At 65.4% G+C, this 17,810-nt stretch carries 12 protein-coding genes, 2 pseudogenes and 1 other annotated feature; of the genes and pseudogenes, 7 read left to right on the top strand and 7 right to left on the bottom strand.

Annotation, left to right across the window (positions count from 1 at the left end):
- Positions 1-50: 50 nt before the first annotated feature.
- On the bottom strand, positions 51-1,268 hold the full coding sequence (gene wecB / locus DFS13_RS26330; protein WP_048989023.1) for a non-hydrolyzing UDP-N-acetylglucosamine 2-epimerase: 1,218 nt from the start codon (positions 1,266-1,268) through the stop codon (positions 51-53).
- A gap of 1,178 nt (positions 1,269-2,446) precedes the next feature.
- Between wecB and DFS13_RS26320 the strand changes: the two genes are divergently transcribed.
- The 7 genes from DFS13_RS26320 (at position 2,447) to glmS (ending at position 12,336) form a co-directional block, all read left to right on the top strand.
- The gene (locus DFS13_RS26320; RefSeq protein ID WP_111442282.1) at positions 2,447-4,009 is read left to right on the top strand and encodes a glycosyltransferase family 2 protein; all 1,563 of its coding nucleotides are present in this window, start codon (positions 2,447-2,449) and stop codon (positions 4,007-4,009) included.
- Between the two features lie 3 nt (positions 4,010-4,012).
- Entirely contained in the window at positions 4,013-5,008 is a 996-nt protein-coding gene (locus DFS13_RS26315; RefSeq protein ID WP_059721272.1) for a polymer-forming cytoskeletal protein, read from the top strand.
- Between the two features lie 10 nt (positions 5,009-5,018).
- A complete protein-coding gene (locus DFS13_RS26310; protein WP_006490613.1) occupies positions 5,019-6,032 on the top strand; it encodes a YaiO family outer membrane beta-barrel protein in 1,014 nt (337 codons plus the stop codon).
- 13 nt (positions 6,033-6,045) lie between these two features.
- The gene (locus DFS13_RS26305; protein WP_111442281.1) at positions 6,046-6,816 is read left to right on the top strand and encodes a hypothetical protein; all 771 of its coding nucleotides are present in this window, start codon (positions 6,046-6,048) and stop codon (positions 6,814-6,816) included.
- Between the two features lie 333 nt (positions 6,817-7,149).
- Complete coding sequence (locus tag DFS13_RS26300; RefSeq protein ID WP_059721271.1) at positions 7,150-9,288, top strand: polysaccharide deacetylase family protein; 2,139 nt, start codon at positions 7,150-7,152, stop codon at positions 9,286-9,288.
- A 92-nt stretch (positions 9,289-9,380) separates the two neighbouring features.
- Positions 9,381-10,469, top strand: a complete 1,089-nt coding sequence (locus DFS13_RS26295; protein ID WP_048989025.1) for a hypothetical protein — start codon at positions 9,381-9,383, stop codon at positions 10,467-10,469.
- Positions 10,470-10,518: 49 nt separating this feature from the next.
- Positions 10,519-12,336, top strand: coding sequence for a glutamine--fructose-6-phosphate transaminase (isomerizing) (gene glmS, locus DFS13_RS26290; RefSeq protein WP_077189643.1), 1,818 nt, complete (start codon positions 10,519-10,521; stop codon positions 12,334-12,336).
- 296 nt (positions 12,337-12,632) lie between these two features.
- On the opposite strand, the gene DFS13_RS26280 is transcribed toward glmS, so the two are convergent.
- The 6 genes and pseudogenes from DFS13_RS26280 to DFS13_RS26255 form a co-directional block, all read right to left on the bottom strand.
- Entirely contained in the window at positions 12,633-13,193 is a 561-nt protein-coding gene (locus tag DFS13_RS26280; RefSeq protein WP_006492112.1) for a hemerythrin domain-containing protein, read from the bottom strand.
- Between the two features lie 460 nt (positions 13,194-13,653).
- Positions 13,654-13,775, bottom strand: a pseudogene (locus DFS13_RS41175) (ABC transporter substrate-binding protein); the annotation flags it as partial.
- A 17-nt stretch (positions 13,776-13,792) separates the two neighbouring features.
- Positions 13,793-14,635: a formate/nitrite transporter family protein gene (locus tag DFS13_RS26270; protein WP_006497594.1), complete on the bottom strand. Its 843-nt coding sequence runs from the start codon at positions 14,633-14,635 to the stop codon at positions 13,793-13,795.
- Positions 14,636-14,968: 333 nt separating this feature from the next.
- On the bottom strand, positions 14,969-16,324 hold the full coding sequence (locus tag DFS13_RS26265; RefSeq protein WP_034200751.1) for a nitrate regulatory protein: 1,356 nt from the start codon (positions 16,322-16,324) through the stop codon (positions 14,969-14,971).
- Positions 16,325-16,453: 129 nt separating this feature from the next.
- Positions 16,454-17,217 (bottom strand): annotated as a pseudogene (locus tag DFS13_RS26260) (IS3 family transposase); the annotation flags it as partial.
- Positions 16,897-17,013 (bottom strand) — a sequence feature (AL1L pseudoknot). Its footprint overlaps the pseudogene before it by 117 nt.
- A 117-nt stretch (positions 17,218-17,334) precedes the next feature.
- The gene (locus DFS13_RS26255) at positions 17,335-17,727 is read right to left on the bottom strand and encodes a suppressor of fused domain protein (RefSeq protein ID WP_111442280.1); all 393 of its coding nucleotides are present in this window, start codon (positions 17,725-17,727) and stop codon (positions 17,335-17,337) included.
- Positions 17,728-17,810: the final 83 nt, after the last annotated feature.

Below are 17,810 nucleotides of genomic sequence, written 5' to 3'. Positions count from 1 at the left end.
GCTTGACGCCTGCGTCGAACGCGCCGGAAGGCGCTACCGCGCGCCCTTCCTCACGGCGACCGCAATGCCTGCAACCCGAGCGTGAGCGCGTTGAACGGCATTTCCGCAGCGCCCATCGAGAAACTCGTCGTCTTCGTCGGCACGCCGGGCGTGCGCATCAGCGCGTGAACGATCCGCTCGCTCGCATGGCCGTCGCCGTACGGATTGCTCGCGCGCGACATTTCCTCGTAAGCGCTCTCGCTGTCGAACAGACGCGACGCCTCCCATACGATCCTGTCCTGATCGGTGCCGACGAGCCGCGCGGTGCCGGCCTGAATCGCCTCGGGCCGCTCGGTCGTCTCGCGCGTGACCAGCACCGGCTTGCCGAGCGCCGGCCCTTCTTCCTGAATGCCGCCCGAATCCGTGATGATGAAATAGGCGCGCGACATCAGGAAGACGAACGAAAGATATTCCTGCGGCTCGATCAGGTAGATATTGGGGACGTCGCCGAGCCGCGCGCGCGCCGGTTCCCTCACGTTCGGATTCAGGTGCAGCGGATAGACGAACTGCGCATCGCGATAGCGGTTCGCCAGCGTGCACAGGGCGTCGCAGAAATGCCGGAACGGTTCGCCGAAACTTTCGCGGCGATGGCCGGTGATCAGCACGACGCGTCGCGACGGTTCGAGAAACGGGAAGTACGCGGCGACCTTGTCCGACAGCGCGGCGGTGCGATCCAGCATGCGCTTGACCTCGTGCAACGCATCGATCACGGTATTGCCGGTCAGTGAGACCGCGCCGCCCGGCACGCCTTCGCTCAGCAGGTTGTCGCGCGCCTGCCCGGTCGGGGCGAAATGCCAGGACGACACCGCATCGGTCACGCGGCGATTCAGTTCCTCCGGCCACGGCGACCAGATGTCGCCGCTGCGCAAGCCGGCCTCCACGTGCCCGACCGGCAGATAGCGATAGAACGCCGCGAGGCTGACCGCGAGCGTGGTCGTCGTATCGCCGTGCACCAGCACGACGTCCGGCCGCAGTTCGTCGAAGACTATGCCGATCGCCTGGAGAATGCCGGTCGTCACGTCGGTCAGCGTCTGGCTTTGCCGCATCAGGTTGAGATCGTAGTCGGGCTTGATGTCGAACAGCGTCAGCACCTGGTCGAGCATTTCGCGATGCTGCGCGGTCACGCATACGCGGGCGTCGACATCCGCTTGCGCCTTCAATGCACGCACCAGCGGCGCCATCTTGATGGCCTCCGGCCGGGTCCCGAACACAAGCAAGATCTTCTTCATCGTTGTCCTCGTTTAGCCACTGCGCGCCTGGCGATCCTGCACGTGGCGCGAAGCATGTATTCGGGCAGCGCATCGCGTACTCGCACGCGCTCGACACGCGGCGATGCTGCGGGGCGAGCGCGCCACCTCGTCCGCGCGGTCCGGGCCGCGCGAATCGTCGTACTACCGGCGTCCCGTTGCACTGGATCGATCACGTCATGAGCGGTTCCTCGCTGTGTCGAGCATTACGTCCTCCCACTACAGCAATATTCAAACCAGCGGGCCCGCATCCCGGCCCGCTTCGCTCAGCGGCCGTCGCGTACGGGCGGCGTGTTGCGGAATGTTTCACAACTGCTACGGGCGCTCGCCGCGCCGGATCGACACGACAACGATAAACAGCCGGACGCTCAACCGATCTGTCTGACGACGTCGTCCGACGAATCGTGCACGCATGTCGAGCCGCCGCGACGCAGCGAATCTGCGGCATCTTTCGACGCGCGTTGCGTCGTCTCGATTCGCCACTTTCGTCTGTGCACTGTGCGGCGCGCACGCGAGCGTCGGCCACCCACGCACGCGCAGGATTTCTCCGACACGCGACGGCGCTTGCGTCACACGAATCGGTGCGCGGGAAATGTTGCGTATGTGTAACGCGGTTCAAAAACCGGAAAATACATCGGAGTCCGGTCTATTTGTCTCACATGAAACCGGCGTCGGTTTCGATCACCACACCAACGCGCGTGCGACGAATGAAGCACGACGATCAGTCATGCAAGCTTCACCCGGCAAGGCGCCACCGATGGATGCGAAGCCCCCGCCGTGCGAAGTGTTCTACGCACGCAACCGACCGTATGGGGTCGAATGCGACGCATGCACACTGATTCGTCAGTGAATCAAAACTCGCCGCCCGCGCGACTTCCGCATCCGCTTCCTTCGCGTCGATCCTTGCTGCGCGTGGCATCCCGACAGATGGCTCACGCCTTGCTTAATGTCAGACAGGTGCGTCCCGAAGCACTCGCACGGCAGCAGACAGACGGGGACGCCAAAGCAACGAAGCCGGGAGGCGACGCGACGCGTTCGTCCGGGGCGACCGACAATCGCCCGCCACGACCCACGCGCCACGGCTTCCCATTGACGTCCGCGCGATCCACGGAGCGCCTTCAGCTCTCATCGGTCGTCGTCGCGGGCACGGGGACCAGGACATGAAGAAAACGCGGGCGGCGTCACTCTGCGAACAAGGCATCCTGCTGCTGATCGTGCTTGCCTGCTCGCTGATCGTCCGCGACACCGCATCGCAGGCGATCGCCGAACCGGTCCGGTTCGGCGTGCCCGCCGTCAACGCCGCCAACGCGGCAAACACCGGGCTCGCAATGGAACGCACCGCGCTCGACAGCGTGACGTTCTCGCTCGCCGCACCGGCCTCGCCCGATCCGGATGCGTCGCTCGAACCGCCGCCGGCCGGCACGCCGGGCATCACGTTCGATCCCGAGCTGCTGCTGATGCCGTGCGTGGCGTACCTGTGGCTGTTCACGCTGTTGACGTGCGGGTATGCCGCGCGGCACTACCTGTTCAGCCTCGACCGCCTGTTCAAGCCGCAGCACGCGCCCTACCGCGCGATGACCCACGGCGATTGGCCGCGGCTCACGGTCTTCGTCGCCGCCCACAACGAGGAAACCGTCATCGTCGATTGCCTGATGGCGCTGCTGGCCACGACCTACCCGCGCGACCGGCTGACGATCATCCCGGTCAACGACCGCTCGACCGACAACACGCGCGTGTTGATCGACGAAGTCCGCGCACTCGCGCCCAAACTGATCCAGCCGTTTCATCGCGAGACCGGCAAGCCGGGCAAGGCAGCCGCGCTGAAGGATGCGCTGCGCTTCATCCGCGGCGACATCATGGTGGTATTCGACGCCGACTACCTGCCGCGGCCGGGGTTGCTGAAGGAACTCGTCGCGCCGTTCTTCGATCCGGAAGTCGGCGCGGTGATGGGCCGCGTCGTGCCGCAGAACGCGGACAGCAACCTGCTCGCGCGGCTGCTCGATCTCGAGCGCGCGGGCGGCTACCAGGTCAACCAGCAAGCCCGCAACAATCTCGACCTGGTGCCTCAGTACGGCGGCACGGTCGGCGGCATCCGCAAGGGTGCGCTCGACGCCGTGGGCGGCTGGTGCGACGACACGCTCGCCGAAGATACCGACATGACCTACCGCCTGCTGCTGAGCGACTGGCGCACGGTCTATCTGAACCACGCCGAATGCTATGAGGAAGTACCGGAGCGCTGGGCCGTCCGCGCCCGGCAACTGACGCGCTGGGCGAAGGGGCACAACCAGACGATGTTGCGCTACCTGTTGCCGGTGCTGCGCAATCCGCTGATCTCGCGGCGCTGCCGGCTCGATGGCGCCCTGCTGCTCGGCGTGTTCACGATGCCCGCGCTGCTCGCGATCGCGTGGAGCGCCGCGCTCGCGCTCTACCTGTTCAACGGCGTCAATTCGACCGCGCTCGGCCTGCTCCTGTCGCTGTTCGCGCTGTTCTCGTTCAGCACCTTCGGCAACTTCGGCGTGTTCTTCGAGATCGTCGTCGCCGCGCGGCTCGACGGCCGCGCGACGCGCCTGCGGCTCGTACCGGTCAACGTCGTCGGCTTTTGCGTGACGATTGCGGCGGTCGTCGCCGCGCTATGGGGGCTCGCGCTCGACGCCGCGTTCCGCCGCGAACTGAAATGGGACAAGACCGAGCGTTTTCGCCGGCAATTGAAACCGGAGCGATGAGCGATGACGACCTTCAATGTGATGGTGCCGGTGGCCGGCGTGCTCACCCTGCCGTTCCTGCCGATGCTGCACGAACTGATCCGGCGCAGCGACGTCGCGGCGCTGCCGATCGGCGACGGGCCGTTCGTCGATCAGGCGCTGTTGGCCGCGCGCTGGCACGACGCGCTGCGCGCGCACGCGGCCGGCACGTCGCCGGCGGATGCGGCCGCCACACCGCCGTGGCAAGCGCTCGGCCTGGCCGTGCAGCATGCGGACGCGATCCACGTCGCACGGGACACACATCGCGACGACGTGCTTTACGCCGATCGCACGATCACGCTCGACGACGGCGCGCGAGCCGCGTACGCGTTCGCCGACGAGCGCATCGACATTCGTGCCGGCGCGACGATCGGCACGCTCGCGCATGCACCGCTGATCGACGTCGACGGCGCGGTACTGCGCGGCGTCGTGGTCGGCGACACGGTGCATCTGCACGGCGCCGGCGGCTTCGCGTGCCTGTATGGCGAGCCGCTCGTGTTCGGCGCGGCGCCCGGCGCGCGGCCCGCGGACCCGCAGGCCGCCCCGCGCCGCGCGATCTCGCTGACCCGCCACTTCGCGTCGCTGCCGCATCGCTTCCTGCACGGCCGTTACCTGGTGCCGTGCGACGTCCGCCTGCCCGCGCACACGGTCGTGCAAGGCAACCTGATCGTCGAAGGCACGCTCGTACTCGGCGAAGGCTGCGTGCTGCGCGGCAGCGTCAAGGCGCATCGCGTCGAGCTCGAACGCCACGCGTTGCTGCATGGCGCGGTATTCGCGCGCGACGATGTGTTGCTCGCCCACGCGAGCTGCATCGACGGCGTCGTGTCGGCCGGCGGCCTGCTGCGGCTGACGGGGGCGCGCATCGGCGTCGCCGGTCATCCGGTCAGCGCGTGCGCGCGCGACGTCTCGGTCGTCAATCATGCCTGCGTGCATGGCGATCTCGTCGCGTGGCGCAGCGGCTGGTTCCACACATCCCGTTAAGGAGCGCCTCATGTCCGATCGCCCCAGCCATCGCGGCCCGCGCGTGCCGGTTGCCACCCTCGCGATGCTGTGCGGCGTCGCCTTCGGCGCGCCCGCGGCGCTGGCGGAGCAGCCGGACGATGCCGCCGCCGTGCCCGCCGTGCAGCCCCCGGACCCCGCGACCGTCATCACGCCACGGATGCGCGACGAATCGATGTTCGTGCGCGTGGACGCCGAAGGCCTACCGGACGGCGTGCCGCTCGCCGAGTTCACGCCCGAGGATACGAACCGGCCACCGCTGCCCGACGCCATCGTCACACATGCGCAGGCGCCGCAGGAATCGCACACCGAACTGTCGCTCGGCTATTCGAGCGCGCACCTGACGCACGGCTATGGCGACTGGTACGGCGTGCATCTGCGCGGCGTCTATCAGGACGGCGTGCGCACCGTGCTCGGCGAACTGGCGCAATTGCACCGCTTCGGCGAGAACACGCAGCTCGGCGCGCTGACCTACGTGCAGAACCTCGGGCCCGACTGGTTCGGTGGAATCGGCTTTTCCGGCACCACGTCGGGCACGATCCTGCCGAGCGCGCGCGTCGACCTGTCGCTCAACCGCAAGCTATTGTCCGATCGTTCGCTGGTCGTGTCGCTGGGCGCCGGCTACGCATGGAACCGCAGCGGCCACCGCGATCAGCTCTATCACGCCGGCGTGATCTGGTATGCATTGCCGAAGTGGATTTTCGAGGCGGGCGCGAACTATACGGTCGATTCACCGGGCTCGGTCAAGGCACCTGCGTACTACGGCGCCGTCACCTACGGCGAAGTCGGCAAGAGCGTGATCGTGCTGCGCGGCGGGTTCGGCCGCGAAGCGTATCAGGTCACCGGGTCCGGCTCGCAGATCGCGGATTTCCGCAGCCACGAGATCACCGCGAAATGGCGCTACTGGTTCACGCGCAAGTGGGGCACGCAACTCGAATTCGACTATTACCACAACCCGTACTACTCACGGATCGGCGGCGAGCTCAGCGTGTTCTATCGCTGGTGAGCGGGCGGACGCCATGCCCACGCATCCCGTCCGTCCTCCCGTCGACCGTTCGCTGCGCACCCACGCGTACCCGCAGCGCTGGCTGTCGTCGATCGCGCTGCTGACGCCCGCGCTGTACGCGTCGGTGTGGTTCGGACTGCCGCTGGCGTGGCGCTACTGGCGCGCGGTCATGGCATGGGGCGCGCAGCAGATCGATCCGGCGCTGCACGTGATCGTGCTCGGTTATCCACCCGACGCGCCACGCGTGCCGCTGCTGTCGATCGACGTCGCGGCCCGCCTGCCGGGCGGCACGCTGCTGCTGGCCACCGCCGCGCTGTGCGCGATCGGCTTCGCCGCCTCGTTCGTCCGTCGGACACGCTGGCTGCCTGTTGCATATCTGTTACGTATCGCGAGCTTCACCCAGCTGCTGATTTGCGCGTACTTCTGGCTCGCGCCCGACACGTTCCCGTATGTGCCGCCACTGCATCTGCGCGACATGTTCGTGCTGCACGGCGCGGCGATCGCGCTGATCCCGCTGGTGATGGCCGCGCTGTACTACCCGCTCGATTTCTCGCTGCTGCAAAAGGCCGTCGCATCGCTGCTGGTGCTCGGCTACTTCGTGTTCGCGCTGCCGTTCGTGATGCTGCTGCACGCGACGATCATCCATCACGGCTCGCTGCTGTTCTTGCCGTTCTGCTATTTCCTGCTCGGCGGGCCGCTGCTGATCGGCCTGCTGGTCACGCTCTATACCTACTGCGCAAGCTGGCCCGGCGCACTGACGCGCGATCGCGATTCCGTCTGCTGATAGCGCGTTCGAACGCGCCGTATCAGCGATGAAACGATTCCGCCGTGTTTCCGGACGCACCGCCCGGCCCGCATCGCAAGAAGCCAGCAGTACCGGGCCTCCTGCGCCAATGGCACGTTGTTCGCTTCTTCCAATGCGTCGCATCGAGTCCTCTCATCGGCGAAGACAGCATGGCACACCGGCGCATTCGCGCGTTCCGGCCGCTGTCGGCACGCACCGCTCGATACCCGACGAACCGGACAGCCGCACACGTCTACGGGGCTGGATTGGTCGACCTGGCGGCACGCGCATCACGGCTGCCGCACGCCCCATTCCTTGAGCGAGGAGCACACCATGTTGGCAAAGTCAGGCAAGTTCTTGCGGATCCTGTTCGCGCTGTTCGCGCTCGCGTTCGCATTCGGTCCGGGCGGCGTTCGGGCGGCCACCAACCAGCTTCTCCTGTTGGTGCCCGATACGCTGACACTGCCCGATTCGCGCGTGTCCGCCTGGCTCGACAGCGCGCAGGAGGAAGGGCTGCAGATCAAGGTGATGACCGACAGCCAGTTCATGGCGGCCGGCGCGTCGCTGTCGCAGTATCCGGGCCTGATCCTGCCCGATCAGGTGCATACGACGGCCGACGACACGCTCGTGACCGCGATTCAGAACTACGCGCTGAACGGCGGCAAGGTGATGCTCGTCTACGATTTCGGCGTGTTGAATTCGGCCGGCTTCTACGTCAGCCCGAAATCGCGCTTCAGCAGCATGGCCGGTGTGGACTACGTGCTGTATGACCAATACGGCGGCAACATGATCGGCCTCGGCAACGTGACCGGCATGAGCAGCTGGCTGCGCACGCTCCAGGTGCCGCCCGGCAAGTCGATGGCGTGGACCACGACGTCGTCGACCACCACGACCGCGACGGCGCTCGCATCGCCCAGCACCGCCGGCACGTCGACGAGTTCGACGTCGGGCAGCACGCTGTTTCTGGCCGCCAGCCCGTCGAATCCGGGCGGCCTCGCCAATTACAACCACGGGGCCTGGTTCCAGTACGCGACGCCGCCCACGGGCAGCGGCGTGCTGAGCCAGACGCCGCCGAAGCTGACCGGCACCGTGACCGGCAAGCTGAAGAAGACCACGACGTATACCGCCAACTCGCTCCTGAGCACGTCGACCGGCAAGACGGCCAACACGCTCGCGTCGACGCTGGCCACCACCACCGACACGCTCGAAGGCATCTCCGGCTACGTGTACGGCTTCCTCACCTATCCGAGTTTCGTCACGCAGGGCACGTACACCGGCACGACGATCCTGACCTCACCGACCTTCGGCCTCGTGTCCGGCTACAACACGTACGGCAACGGCGGCGTGCTGTTCGTCAACCTGCCGCTCGCCTACCTCGACGGCCAGACCGACGGCATGCTGATTCACGGCTACCTGCATTATTTCGGCACGCAGATGCTGAACCTGCCGTCGCTGTCGCCGCTGCCGAAGGCGATGGCCGGCCTCGTGTTCAACTGGCACTTCTGCGCGGGCGACCAGATCCAGCCGGCACTGCAATTGAAGAGCCTCGGCGTGTGGAACAACGGGCCGTTCTCGCTCGTGATCACGGCGGGCCCCGATGAAGCGGCCTTCGGCGACGGCAACGGCATCAACCTCGCGAACAACCCGACCGCGCAGAATCTCCTCAGGTATTTCGTGACCAAGGGCCATCGCGTCGGCAGCCACGGCGGCTGGATTCACGATTACTGGGGGGCGAATGCGAGCGAAACGAACGCAAGTACGTTCACGCAGTACCTCGTGATGAACCACCAGGCCGTCCAGGCCGCGACCGGTCAGCCGGACGTCGAGTACGCGGCACCGGAAGGCAATACCCCGACCTGGTCGGTCAACTGGCTCGAAAGCAATGGCTTCAATGGCTACTACTTCACCGGCCACACCGGCTCGGCACCGACCCGCGCCTACCGCAACGGCGCGTTGCTGAACCCGGGCCTGTGGGCTTACCCCGTGATGCCGTTCGGCAAGTACGCGACGTTCGAGGAGTTCCAGCAATACGCGGTGCCGACTGCCGACGTGAACAACTGGTACGCGTCGCTGATGAACTTCGTCGTCGCGAACCGCACGAGCCGGCTGATCTATGCGCACCCGCTCGGCGCATCGTCCTACACGTCGACGCTGTCCGCGATCTTCTCGCAAGCCAATACGCTGAAACTGACGGGCCAGTTCAAGTGGTACACGATGACCGACATCACGACCTTCGATCGTGCACGCCTGAACGTCACGTGGTCGGCCACCGACACGGGCAGCGGCTGGGCGTTCGCCGCCAGCCATCCGACCAGCCTCGCGAACATGACGTGGCTGCTGCCGAAGAAGGGATTCGCACTGCCGATCATCACGCAAGGCTTCGGCAGCGTCGTCATCACCGACTCGACGTACTGGCTCGTGACCGCGAACAGCGGCACCAGTCTCAAGTTCACCAGCGCCAAGGTGCACTGAGTTACGACATCGACACCCCCGTCGGCGCGCGACGCGGCCAACGCCGCGCCCGGCGGGATTTGCGCAGGACCATCGCGCAGGAGCCCCCCATCATGAACCGGCCCGCGCTTTTCCCGGCCGCACGCGCACGCGTGGCGGCCACCGCCCGGCTATGCCGCCTGTGGCGCGTCGCCTGCTGTGTCGCCGCGTGCGGCATCGCGCTGCAGGCGAGCGCCGCGGAACTTCAGCTCAACGGACTCTATCAACGCCCCGACGGGGCGATCACCGTGCGCCTGAACGGCGCCGGCATCGATCCTTATTTCGCGGCGAAGGCACTGCTCGGCGCCGAGGATGCCGGGCTCGACGCACATCGGGCCGCGCTCGCATGGATCGCGTGGCTGCTGCCGCGCCAGCGTCCGGACGGCGGTTTCGATCGCTACTGCGTGAAGAGCGGCCAGTACAGCTCATGCGCCGAAGCCGACGCCGACGATGCGATGATGGCGACCTGGATCGAACTGCTCGCCCGCTTCGCGCCGCCCGAGGGCCTGCCCGCCGCATGGGAACTCAGTCTCAATCGCGCGGCCGCGCATCTGGACGCGCTGCTCAGCAAGCCCGCAGGCGTCTATCAGATCTCGTCGACGCTGCACGTCGCGCTGCTGATGGACAACGTCGAGGTGCACAGCGCGTTCCAGGCGCTCGCCGCGTATTACGTCCGGCATGCCGACGCTGCCCGCGCCGGCCCGTGGACTCAGCGCGCCGACCGGCTCGCGTCCGCGATCCTGAAGGTGTTCTGGCGCGGCACACAGTCCGGCTTTCGCGCGAGCACGCAGCGCATCAGCGACACGACGTTCTATCCGGCGAAAGTCGCGCAGGTCTTTCCGCTCCTGTCCGGCATTCAGGTTCCCCAACAATCGAACGAGACGATCTACGCGCAGTGGATGCAGAAGTACGGCAAGACCTGGCTGCAACTCGCCGGCTCCGATTATCCGTGGGGCTTGATCGCACTCGTCGCATTCAAGATGAACGACTGGAACACGGTCGCGTGCTGGCATGCGCGATCGGGCCCGTACCGGCACGGCGCACACTGGAACGTACTGGAGGAGGCGCTTTACCTGGCATTCGAAAGCCGGATGGCCGACCCGGTCGCGCCCGCTCAATGCGGCTTCACGACGGCGGCGACAACGGAGACCGCGTCACGCTGATCCACGCGTGCGCACGGTCCGGGGCAATCTACAGGGAAGGAGACGTGTCATGTGTGGCATCGTCGGCGCGGTCGCGCAACGGGATATCGTCCCGATTCTGATCGAAGGTTTGCGCCGCCTTGAATATCGCGGCTACGATTCATGCGGAGTGGCGACGGTCGTCGACGGCCAGGCACGCCGCGAGCGCAGCATGTCGCGCGTCGCCGATCTCGACGCGCACGTGCGCAGCGCCGGCCTGACCGGCAGCACCGGCATCGCGCACACGCGCTGGGCAACCCACGGCGCGCCGGCAACCTGCAACGCGCATCCGATCTTTTCGCGCGACGAGATCGCGCTGGTGCACAACGGCATCATCGAGAATCACGAAACGTTGCGCAAGCAACTAGCCGACGAACACTACGAGTTCGACGGCCAGACCGACACCGAGGTGGTCGCGCACCTGATCCACAGCAAGTATCGCGGCGACCTGCTCGCCGCCGTACGCGACGCGACCTCGCAGCTGCACGGCGCGTATGCGATCGCGGTGTTCAGCAAGCACGAGCCGCAACGGCTGATCGGCGCACGCGCCGGCTCGCCGCTCGTCGTCGGCGTGAAGGACGGCGAATGCTATCTCGCGTCGGATGCGCTCGCGCTCGCCGGCATCACCGACCGCTTCATCTTTCTCGAGGAAGGCGACATCGTCGAGCTGACGCCGGGCGGCGTGCGGGTGCTCGATCGCAGCGGCGCACCGATCGAACGCGCGATACAGACCGTCTCGTCCGCGCAGGGCGTGGTCGAACTCGGGCCATACCGGCATTTCATGCAGAAGGAAATCTTCGAGCAGCCACAGGCCGTGGCCGCGACCATTCCCGATGCCGGGCTGTTCGACCCGGCCGTATTCGGCCCGGACGCCGCGCGCGCGTTCGAGCAGATCGACAACGTGCTGATCCTCGCGTGCGGCACGAGCCATTACTCGGGCCTGACTGCACGCCGCTGGCTCGAGACGATCGCGCGCATCCCCGCGCAGGTCGAGATTGCGAGCGAATACCGTTACAGCGACGCGCTCGCGATGCCGAATACGCTGGTGGTCAGCGTGTCGCAATCCGGCGAGACCGCCGACACGCTCGCCGCGCTCAAGTACGCGCAGGCGCTCGGTCACATCGACACGCTGGCGATCTGCAACGTGCCGACCAGCGCGATGATGCGCCAGACCGGCCTGCGCTTCCTGACGCGCGCCGGCCCTGAAATCGGCGTCGCGTCGACCAAGGCGTTCACGACGCAGCTCGTCGCGCTGTTCATTCTCGCCGTCACGCTCGGACGGCTGCGCGGCTACGTCGACGACGCGCAGCTCGCGCGTTATACGACGCAGTTGCGGCGCCTGCCTGGCGCGCTCGAGGACGTGCTCGGGCTGGAGCCGCAGATCGAGCGCTGGGCGGCGGAATTCTCGCAGCACGAAAACGCGCTCTTTCTCGGGCGCGGGCTGCACTACCCGATCGCGCTCGAAGGCGCGCTGAAGCTGAAGGAGATTTCATATATCCACGCGGAAGCGTATCCGGCGGGCGAGTTGAAACACGGGCCGCTCGCGCTCGTCACGCATACGATGCCGGTTGCCACGATCGCGCCGAACGATGCGCTGCTCGAAAAGCTCAAGTCGAACATGCAGGAAGTGCGGGCGCGCGGCGGGCAGCTTTACGTGTTCGCGGATGCCGATACGCGGATCGACAACGGCGAAGGCGTGTCGGTATTGCGGATGCCGGATTATTACGGGCTGCTGTCGCCGATTCTGCACGTCGTGCCGTTGCAGTTGCTCGCGTATCACGCGGCGTGCTTGCGCGGCGCGGATATCGACAAGCCGAGGAATCTGGCGAAATCGGTGACGGTGGAGTGATTCGTTTGCGCAATCCGGCGCGAAGCCGCGAAGATCACAAACTGGCCCGCCCTACACGATTCGAACGTGTAACCCACGGGTTAGAAGAACGCACGGCGTCACACTGATCGAGATGGATCGACCTCGCCTTGCGAGTTGGCATCGAAACCGGCAGCGGCTTCAGGGTCCGTCGACTGGCACCGAACGCAGGAATCCTCGCTGCGGGTTCAGCCTATCTGCAGCGACATCCCGCACCTCGTACGCTTCAGACATTGCCCGTGCCCGCGCGACACGGCACGGGTCCTTTTCGCTGGCAACTACTGAAATATCCGGGTCATCGGCCAAGTCCGGTCGCCCGCGTCTTTCGGTAGTCGGGCCTCCAGCTGCGCCTTTCGTTCGGCGAGCTTGAGTCCAAGTCCGACAAGGTCGAGTCCCGATGAGCGCAGTTCGGGAAAGAGCTCCGTCTCCTCTTCCTTGATGTGATGCCGGACGTTTTCCATCAGCACCGCGAAAGTGGCATCAAACCCTTCCATACCAGGCTTGAGGGTTTCGAATTTCTCGATGAGCGTCTTCACGAGAAAGTGCTCGACGTAGGCTTTGTCGACATCCTTTTGGGGGCCGCCGGACAGCGCATCGTGCGCAGCTGGGTAAAGAATCTGTTCCTCAATCATCGCGTGGACGGTCAATTTTTCGCAGGCGCGCCTAACGAGCGCGTGCTTGGCATCGAGGTCCTCGTCGGCGGTTTTTTCAAAGATCGTGAACAGCTTTTCGACCGCACGATGGTCAGACTCAAGTAGCGCGATAGCGCCGGTCGCTGACGGAGTGTCAGCTTCATCGCGGTCATGCTTGTGGCGCTGCGTCTCGTTCGTGTTCGCCATGGCTGGCCTCTGTCTAAAGGTGGATAACGGCCAGCCACTGGAGCAAAACTTGCACCTGCTCCCGAAAACGGGGCGGACGCCGCACTCGCCAAGGCAAGGTTTGATCCATGCTCAACGGTTACGGCGCCACAGGGCGGGTCGCATCGTGGCAAGAATCGGAAAAGTCAGGCGGTTCCCGGCCATGGAGCAGAGACGTTCCGCCTTGGGCGTCAACCACGAAATGGCACGCTCGGCACATCCCTACGCGGGTTGTAACGTTGAGCGCATTTGCGAGTGTCTCGACAGCCGCCCCGCTGCATAGCCCCAAACAAAGTCGTCACCGTTTGCGAAGTTACGTTGTCACTTCGCCGGGTGACGTCGACACCACGCGCGACCAGGTGACGCGTCTAGCTGGCGCCTCCACGAGTCGCTCGCCGAACCACTCGCGGCGCGCCGGCCGCTCACGCTGCAGGGCGATTGTCCGGTGCGCGGCAACACTCGTCGGCGTGACCGTGATCGCGTCGTAGATCAACCCCGGCGCATCCGCCGACGTGAAGCTCGCCCGCCCCCGATGCGTTTCCGCGCGTCGCCGGCGTTCGGTTGCGGCTTGCGCAGCGCGATCAGGCCTTGCGCGCGACGACACCCACCGGCGCAGCGGGCGCGCGTTTCGGTGCGGTCTTGTAGTGCGTGCTGTACAGCGCCGCGCCGACGAACACCAGCCCGCCGACCAGGTTGCCGAGTACCGTCGGGATCTCGTTCCACAGCAGATAGTCGACGATCGTGAAGTGGGCGCCGAGCATCAGGCCGGACGGGAACAGGAACATGTTCACGACCGAGTGCTCGAAGCCCATGTAGAAGAACACGAGGATCGGCATCCACATCGCGATCACCTTGCCGGGTACGGACGTCGACATCATCGCGGCGACCACGCCGGTCGACACCATCCAGTTGCACATCACGCCGCGCACGAACAGCGTGAGCATACCGGCGGCGCCGTGCGCCGCATAACCGAGCGTGCGTGCTTCGCCGATGCCGCCGATCTTCTGTCCGATTGCGTTCGGCGCTTCCGAGAAGCCGAATGTGAAGATGATCGCCATGAACAGCGCGACCGTCAGCGCGCCCGCGAAATTGCCGAAGAACACGAGCGTCCAGTTGCGGAACACGCCACCCCAGGTCGCGCCGGGCCGGCGATCGATCACCGCGAGCGGCGCGAGCGTGAAGACGCCGGTGAGCAGGTCGAAGCCCAGCAGGTACAGCATGCAGAATCCCACCGGAAACAGCAGCGAACCGGCCAGCGCGTTGCCGGTGTTGATGGTGATGCTGACCGCGAAGGCGGCTGCGAGCGCGAGGATCGCGCCCGCCATATACGCGCGAATCAGCGTATCGCGGGTCGACATCGACAGCTTCGATTCACCGGCGTCCACCATCCTGGTGACGAATTCGTTGGGTGTGAGGTAGGCCATGGTATGCGCTCGTAAAGTTGGACGGGCAAAAAAAACGCGCCAGGCACTCGCTCGACATGCGAGTGCCTGGCGCGGACGCTGTTATCCACGTGATCGGCCGCCACGGTTCGACATGGCGTGATCGTCAGGCCGCCATTAGCCCGACGAGCGAGATGTTCGCAACTTTCATACCAGTGGCGGGGATATCGCGATGCAGGCCGGCCGGACGCGAGATGCCGGAGGGAAAGGCCGCAGCCGAACGCAGCGAATCGCACTCGCGCGGTGCGAACTGCACTTCGTGCACGCGCTTCGGGCGCCGCCGTGGTGCGTGAAGCTCGGTGCGGTGCGTTCCGGTCAGGTCGTGCCGTCGTCGTGCAGTGTCTCCGGCGCGCTTCGCTGCATACGACGTCGCACGGAAGTCTGCGCGTGCTCGTCGACGAATCGCTCGGGCGACGTCAGCGCGTCTTCCGCGATATCGGCAAGCGGCCGATTACCGTCCATCGACGCCTTCTGCAGCATCCGATACGCTTCGTCCTCCCGCAGGCTGAAGCGCGTCATCAGCGTATTTTTCGCGCGCTGCACGAGCTTTCGCTCGTAGAGCGCTCGACGTGCCGCGTCGAGCTCGACCTCCGCGCCGGCCAGTCGCGCCGATTGCGCCTCCAGCAGGGATTTCAGGCTGGCGAGCGTCCCCGGGTCGGAGCCGGAGAGACGTCCTGGCAGTTCGTGAACCGCCGCGCGCGTCGACAACGGATCGCCGGCAAAGAACTGGGCGAGCGCCTGGATATGCGGGGGCGGATTGTTCCGCAACTGCGCCATCAGGCGCTCGGAGTCGCGCAGCGTTCGGTGCGCGTCGTCGATTCGCGCGTCGCACGTTTCCTGCACCTGCAGCGTCAGTGCAATCTGAAGGTGCCAGAGATCATCGATGCGGGCGCTCGCGGCGTCGAACCATGCTTCGCTCAGGCCGGCATCGAGCGCATCGCCTGCGTGCACCGTGCACAGTACGCGGCGCAGCTTCTCGAGCGCCGCCATGTGCGGCTCCGTCATGCGGGTTTCCCACCATGCGTTTTGCGCCGTGCTTGCGAAGCTCGCGAAGACTTCGAGACTGCGCTCCTGCGCGGCTATCAGATACAGCAAGCGCTGCTGCTGGTCCGCCGAAAACGTGCCCGCCGCAAACATGTGCGCACCGACGGCGCGTTCCTGTCCCGCTTCTTCCTTGCCCTCGACGACATGGACGAGGGCAATCAGCATGCGCGACACCGACGGATCCGCCCCGCTATCGGCAAACTGGAAAATCAGCTCCACCAGGCCGCCGATCACGGTACTGAAAGCCTGGACCGAATCCGGCGCCGACAGCGCAAGATGGTCGATCTGTTCGCGCAGCACATCCAGCGATTCCAGGTCGAGCAGCACCCAGGCGATCAGCGACAGCAGGCGCGACGTCGAGCCGCGTGCGGGCGTCAGCTCCCGATCCAGGCGCTCGCGCAACTGTGCGACGAGCGGCGCCGATTCGCCGCGCGAAGCCGCGTGTTCGGCGACAAAGCGCTTCCCGCTCGACGCCAGATAGATGCTGGTGGCGCCGCGCTCGCGCTGCAGCGCATGGATCAGGCGGCCGAGCAGGTCGACCAATTCGATCTGCTCGGCCAGCTGGCGCAGCGACGCGATTTCCTGCTGCTTGGCGAGCAGCGCGAATTGCAGGGCAGTGGCGGGCATGGTGAATACTGACCGTAGACAGGGACTCGGTTCAGTGTAGTGCGGACAATATTCGTTATTTTTACGCGTTGGATGTCAAGAGATTCGTGACGAAGGCGCGGTCCGCAACGAGGCGATCTATCTGGCGCCGTCCGTGGTCATCGACGAACTGACGCGCCAGCCAACAATACGGCGGGCGAATACGTCGATCACGAACGCGACGTAAAGCCAGCCTTGCCACGTCGAAGCGTACGTGAAGTCCGACACCCAGAGCTGATTCGGCCGCTGCGCGTTGAATTGCCGGTTGACCCGGTCAAGCGGGCGCGGTGCGCTCTTGTCGGCGATCGTGGTGCGAATCCGTTTGCCGCGAACCGCACCACGCAGACCTTGCAGCTTCATCAGCCGACCGACCGTGCAGCGCGCGACCACAATGCCCTCGCGGTTCATCTGCTTCCAGACCTTCGGCACGCCATAGACTGCATGTTGGCCTGCCAGACACGCCTGATCTCGGGTTGCAGAATCTCATCGCGTTTCGCGCGGGCGCTGCGTCTGGACGGATCGCGAAGCTGTGCCGCATGGCATCGGCAGCCCGACGGGGCGCTCCGCAAGACCTTGCAGATCGGCTCGCCCCCGAAGGTGTCGCGATGCTGATCGACGAACGCCGTCAGGACTTGAAACGGCGGTCGAGTTCCGCCTGGGCAAAAAACGCGCTCGCAACCCTGAGAATCTCGTTGGCACGACGCAGTTCCTTGACCTCGCGCTCCAGGCCTTCAGCCGTTCGCGTTCGTCAGTGGTCACGCCATCGCGCTCCCCTGGTCAACCTGATCACGCTTGATCCATTCGTGCAGCGTCTGCGGCGTACACCCAATCATCGGCGCAATCGACTCGACCGCTGCCCACATCGCCGGATGTTCGGCGGCGAAGCGCAGGCGTTAGGTTGCCCAGACAGATGAGTCGTAGCTGCGCAGATGCTGAGCTCCGCCGACTGGACGCGCGAACCGGCCCAAACGGCTTTGCAGGCGAACGTAGCTTTACTTCAACGAAGATCGATACAAGTCAAATACATCTACATCCGCTTGTTCAAGCAAATCTTCAAATTCACTATCCCCGCGCGTGCGGAGGATCTCAAGTTCTGCATCAGAAATAGGGATTCCTTGCAACCAATTGACTTTCTCTCCGCTCTCCAAGTCAAGTTGCTTGAAATGCCCGTCATTCCACAGAAACGGTGCTGTCAGATACAGATGTGGGACTAACGTGTCGCTGTAGCATTCCGCGACATACCCTTCCACCACGCCCCCTGGCATCACCGCCCACCGTGATCGCATTAGCGCAAAAGCAGCAAACGCAAGCACGTTTGGCCAGTGCTCAATATCAGCGGGCATTGCACCACACAACTCAACACGAGTCCCTAAGGAAACGCTGATTTATTCGGCTCGGCGGTCATCGCAGACGTAGCCGAGGACGTTTAGAAGACAGCTCACGGAACGGACCCACGACGATGAAGAGG

This window comes from Burkholderia sp. 28_3 (assembly GCF_003253915.1).
GTDB classification, from domain to species: Bacteria; Pseudomonadota; Gammaproteobacteria; order Burkholderiales; family Burkholderiaceae; genus Burkholderia; species Burkholderia cenocepacia.
The sequence above is the reverse complement of the archived record's forward strand: the minus strand, read 5'-3'. Positions and strand labels throughout refer to the sequence as shown.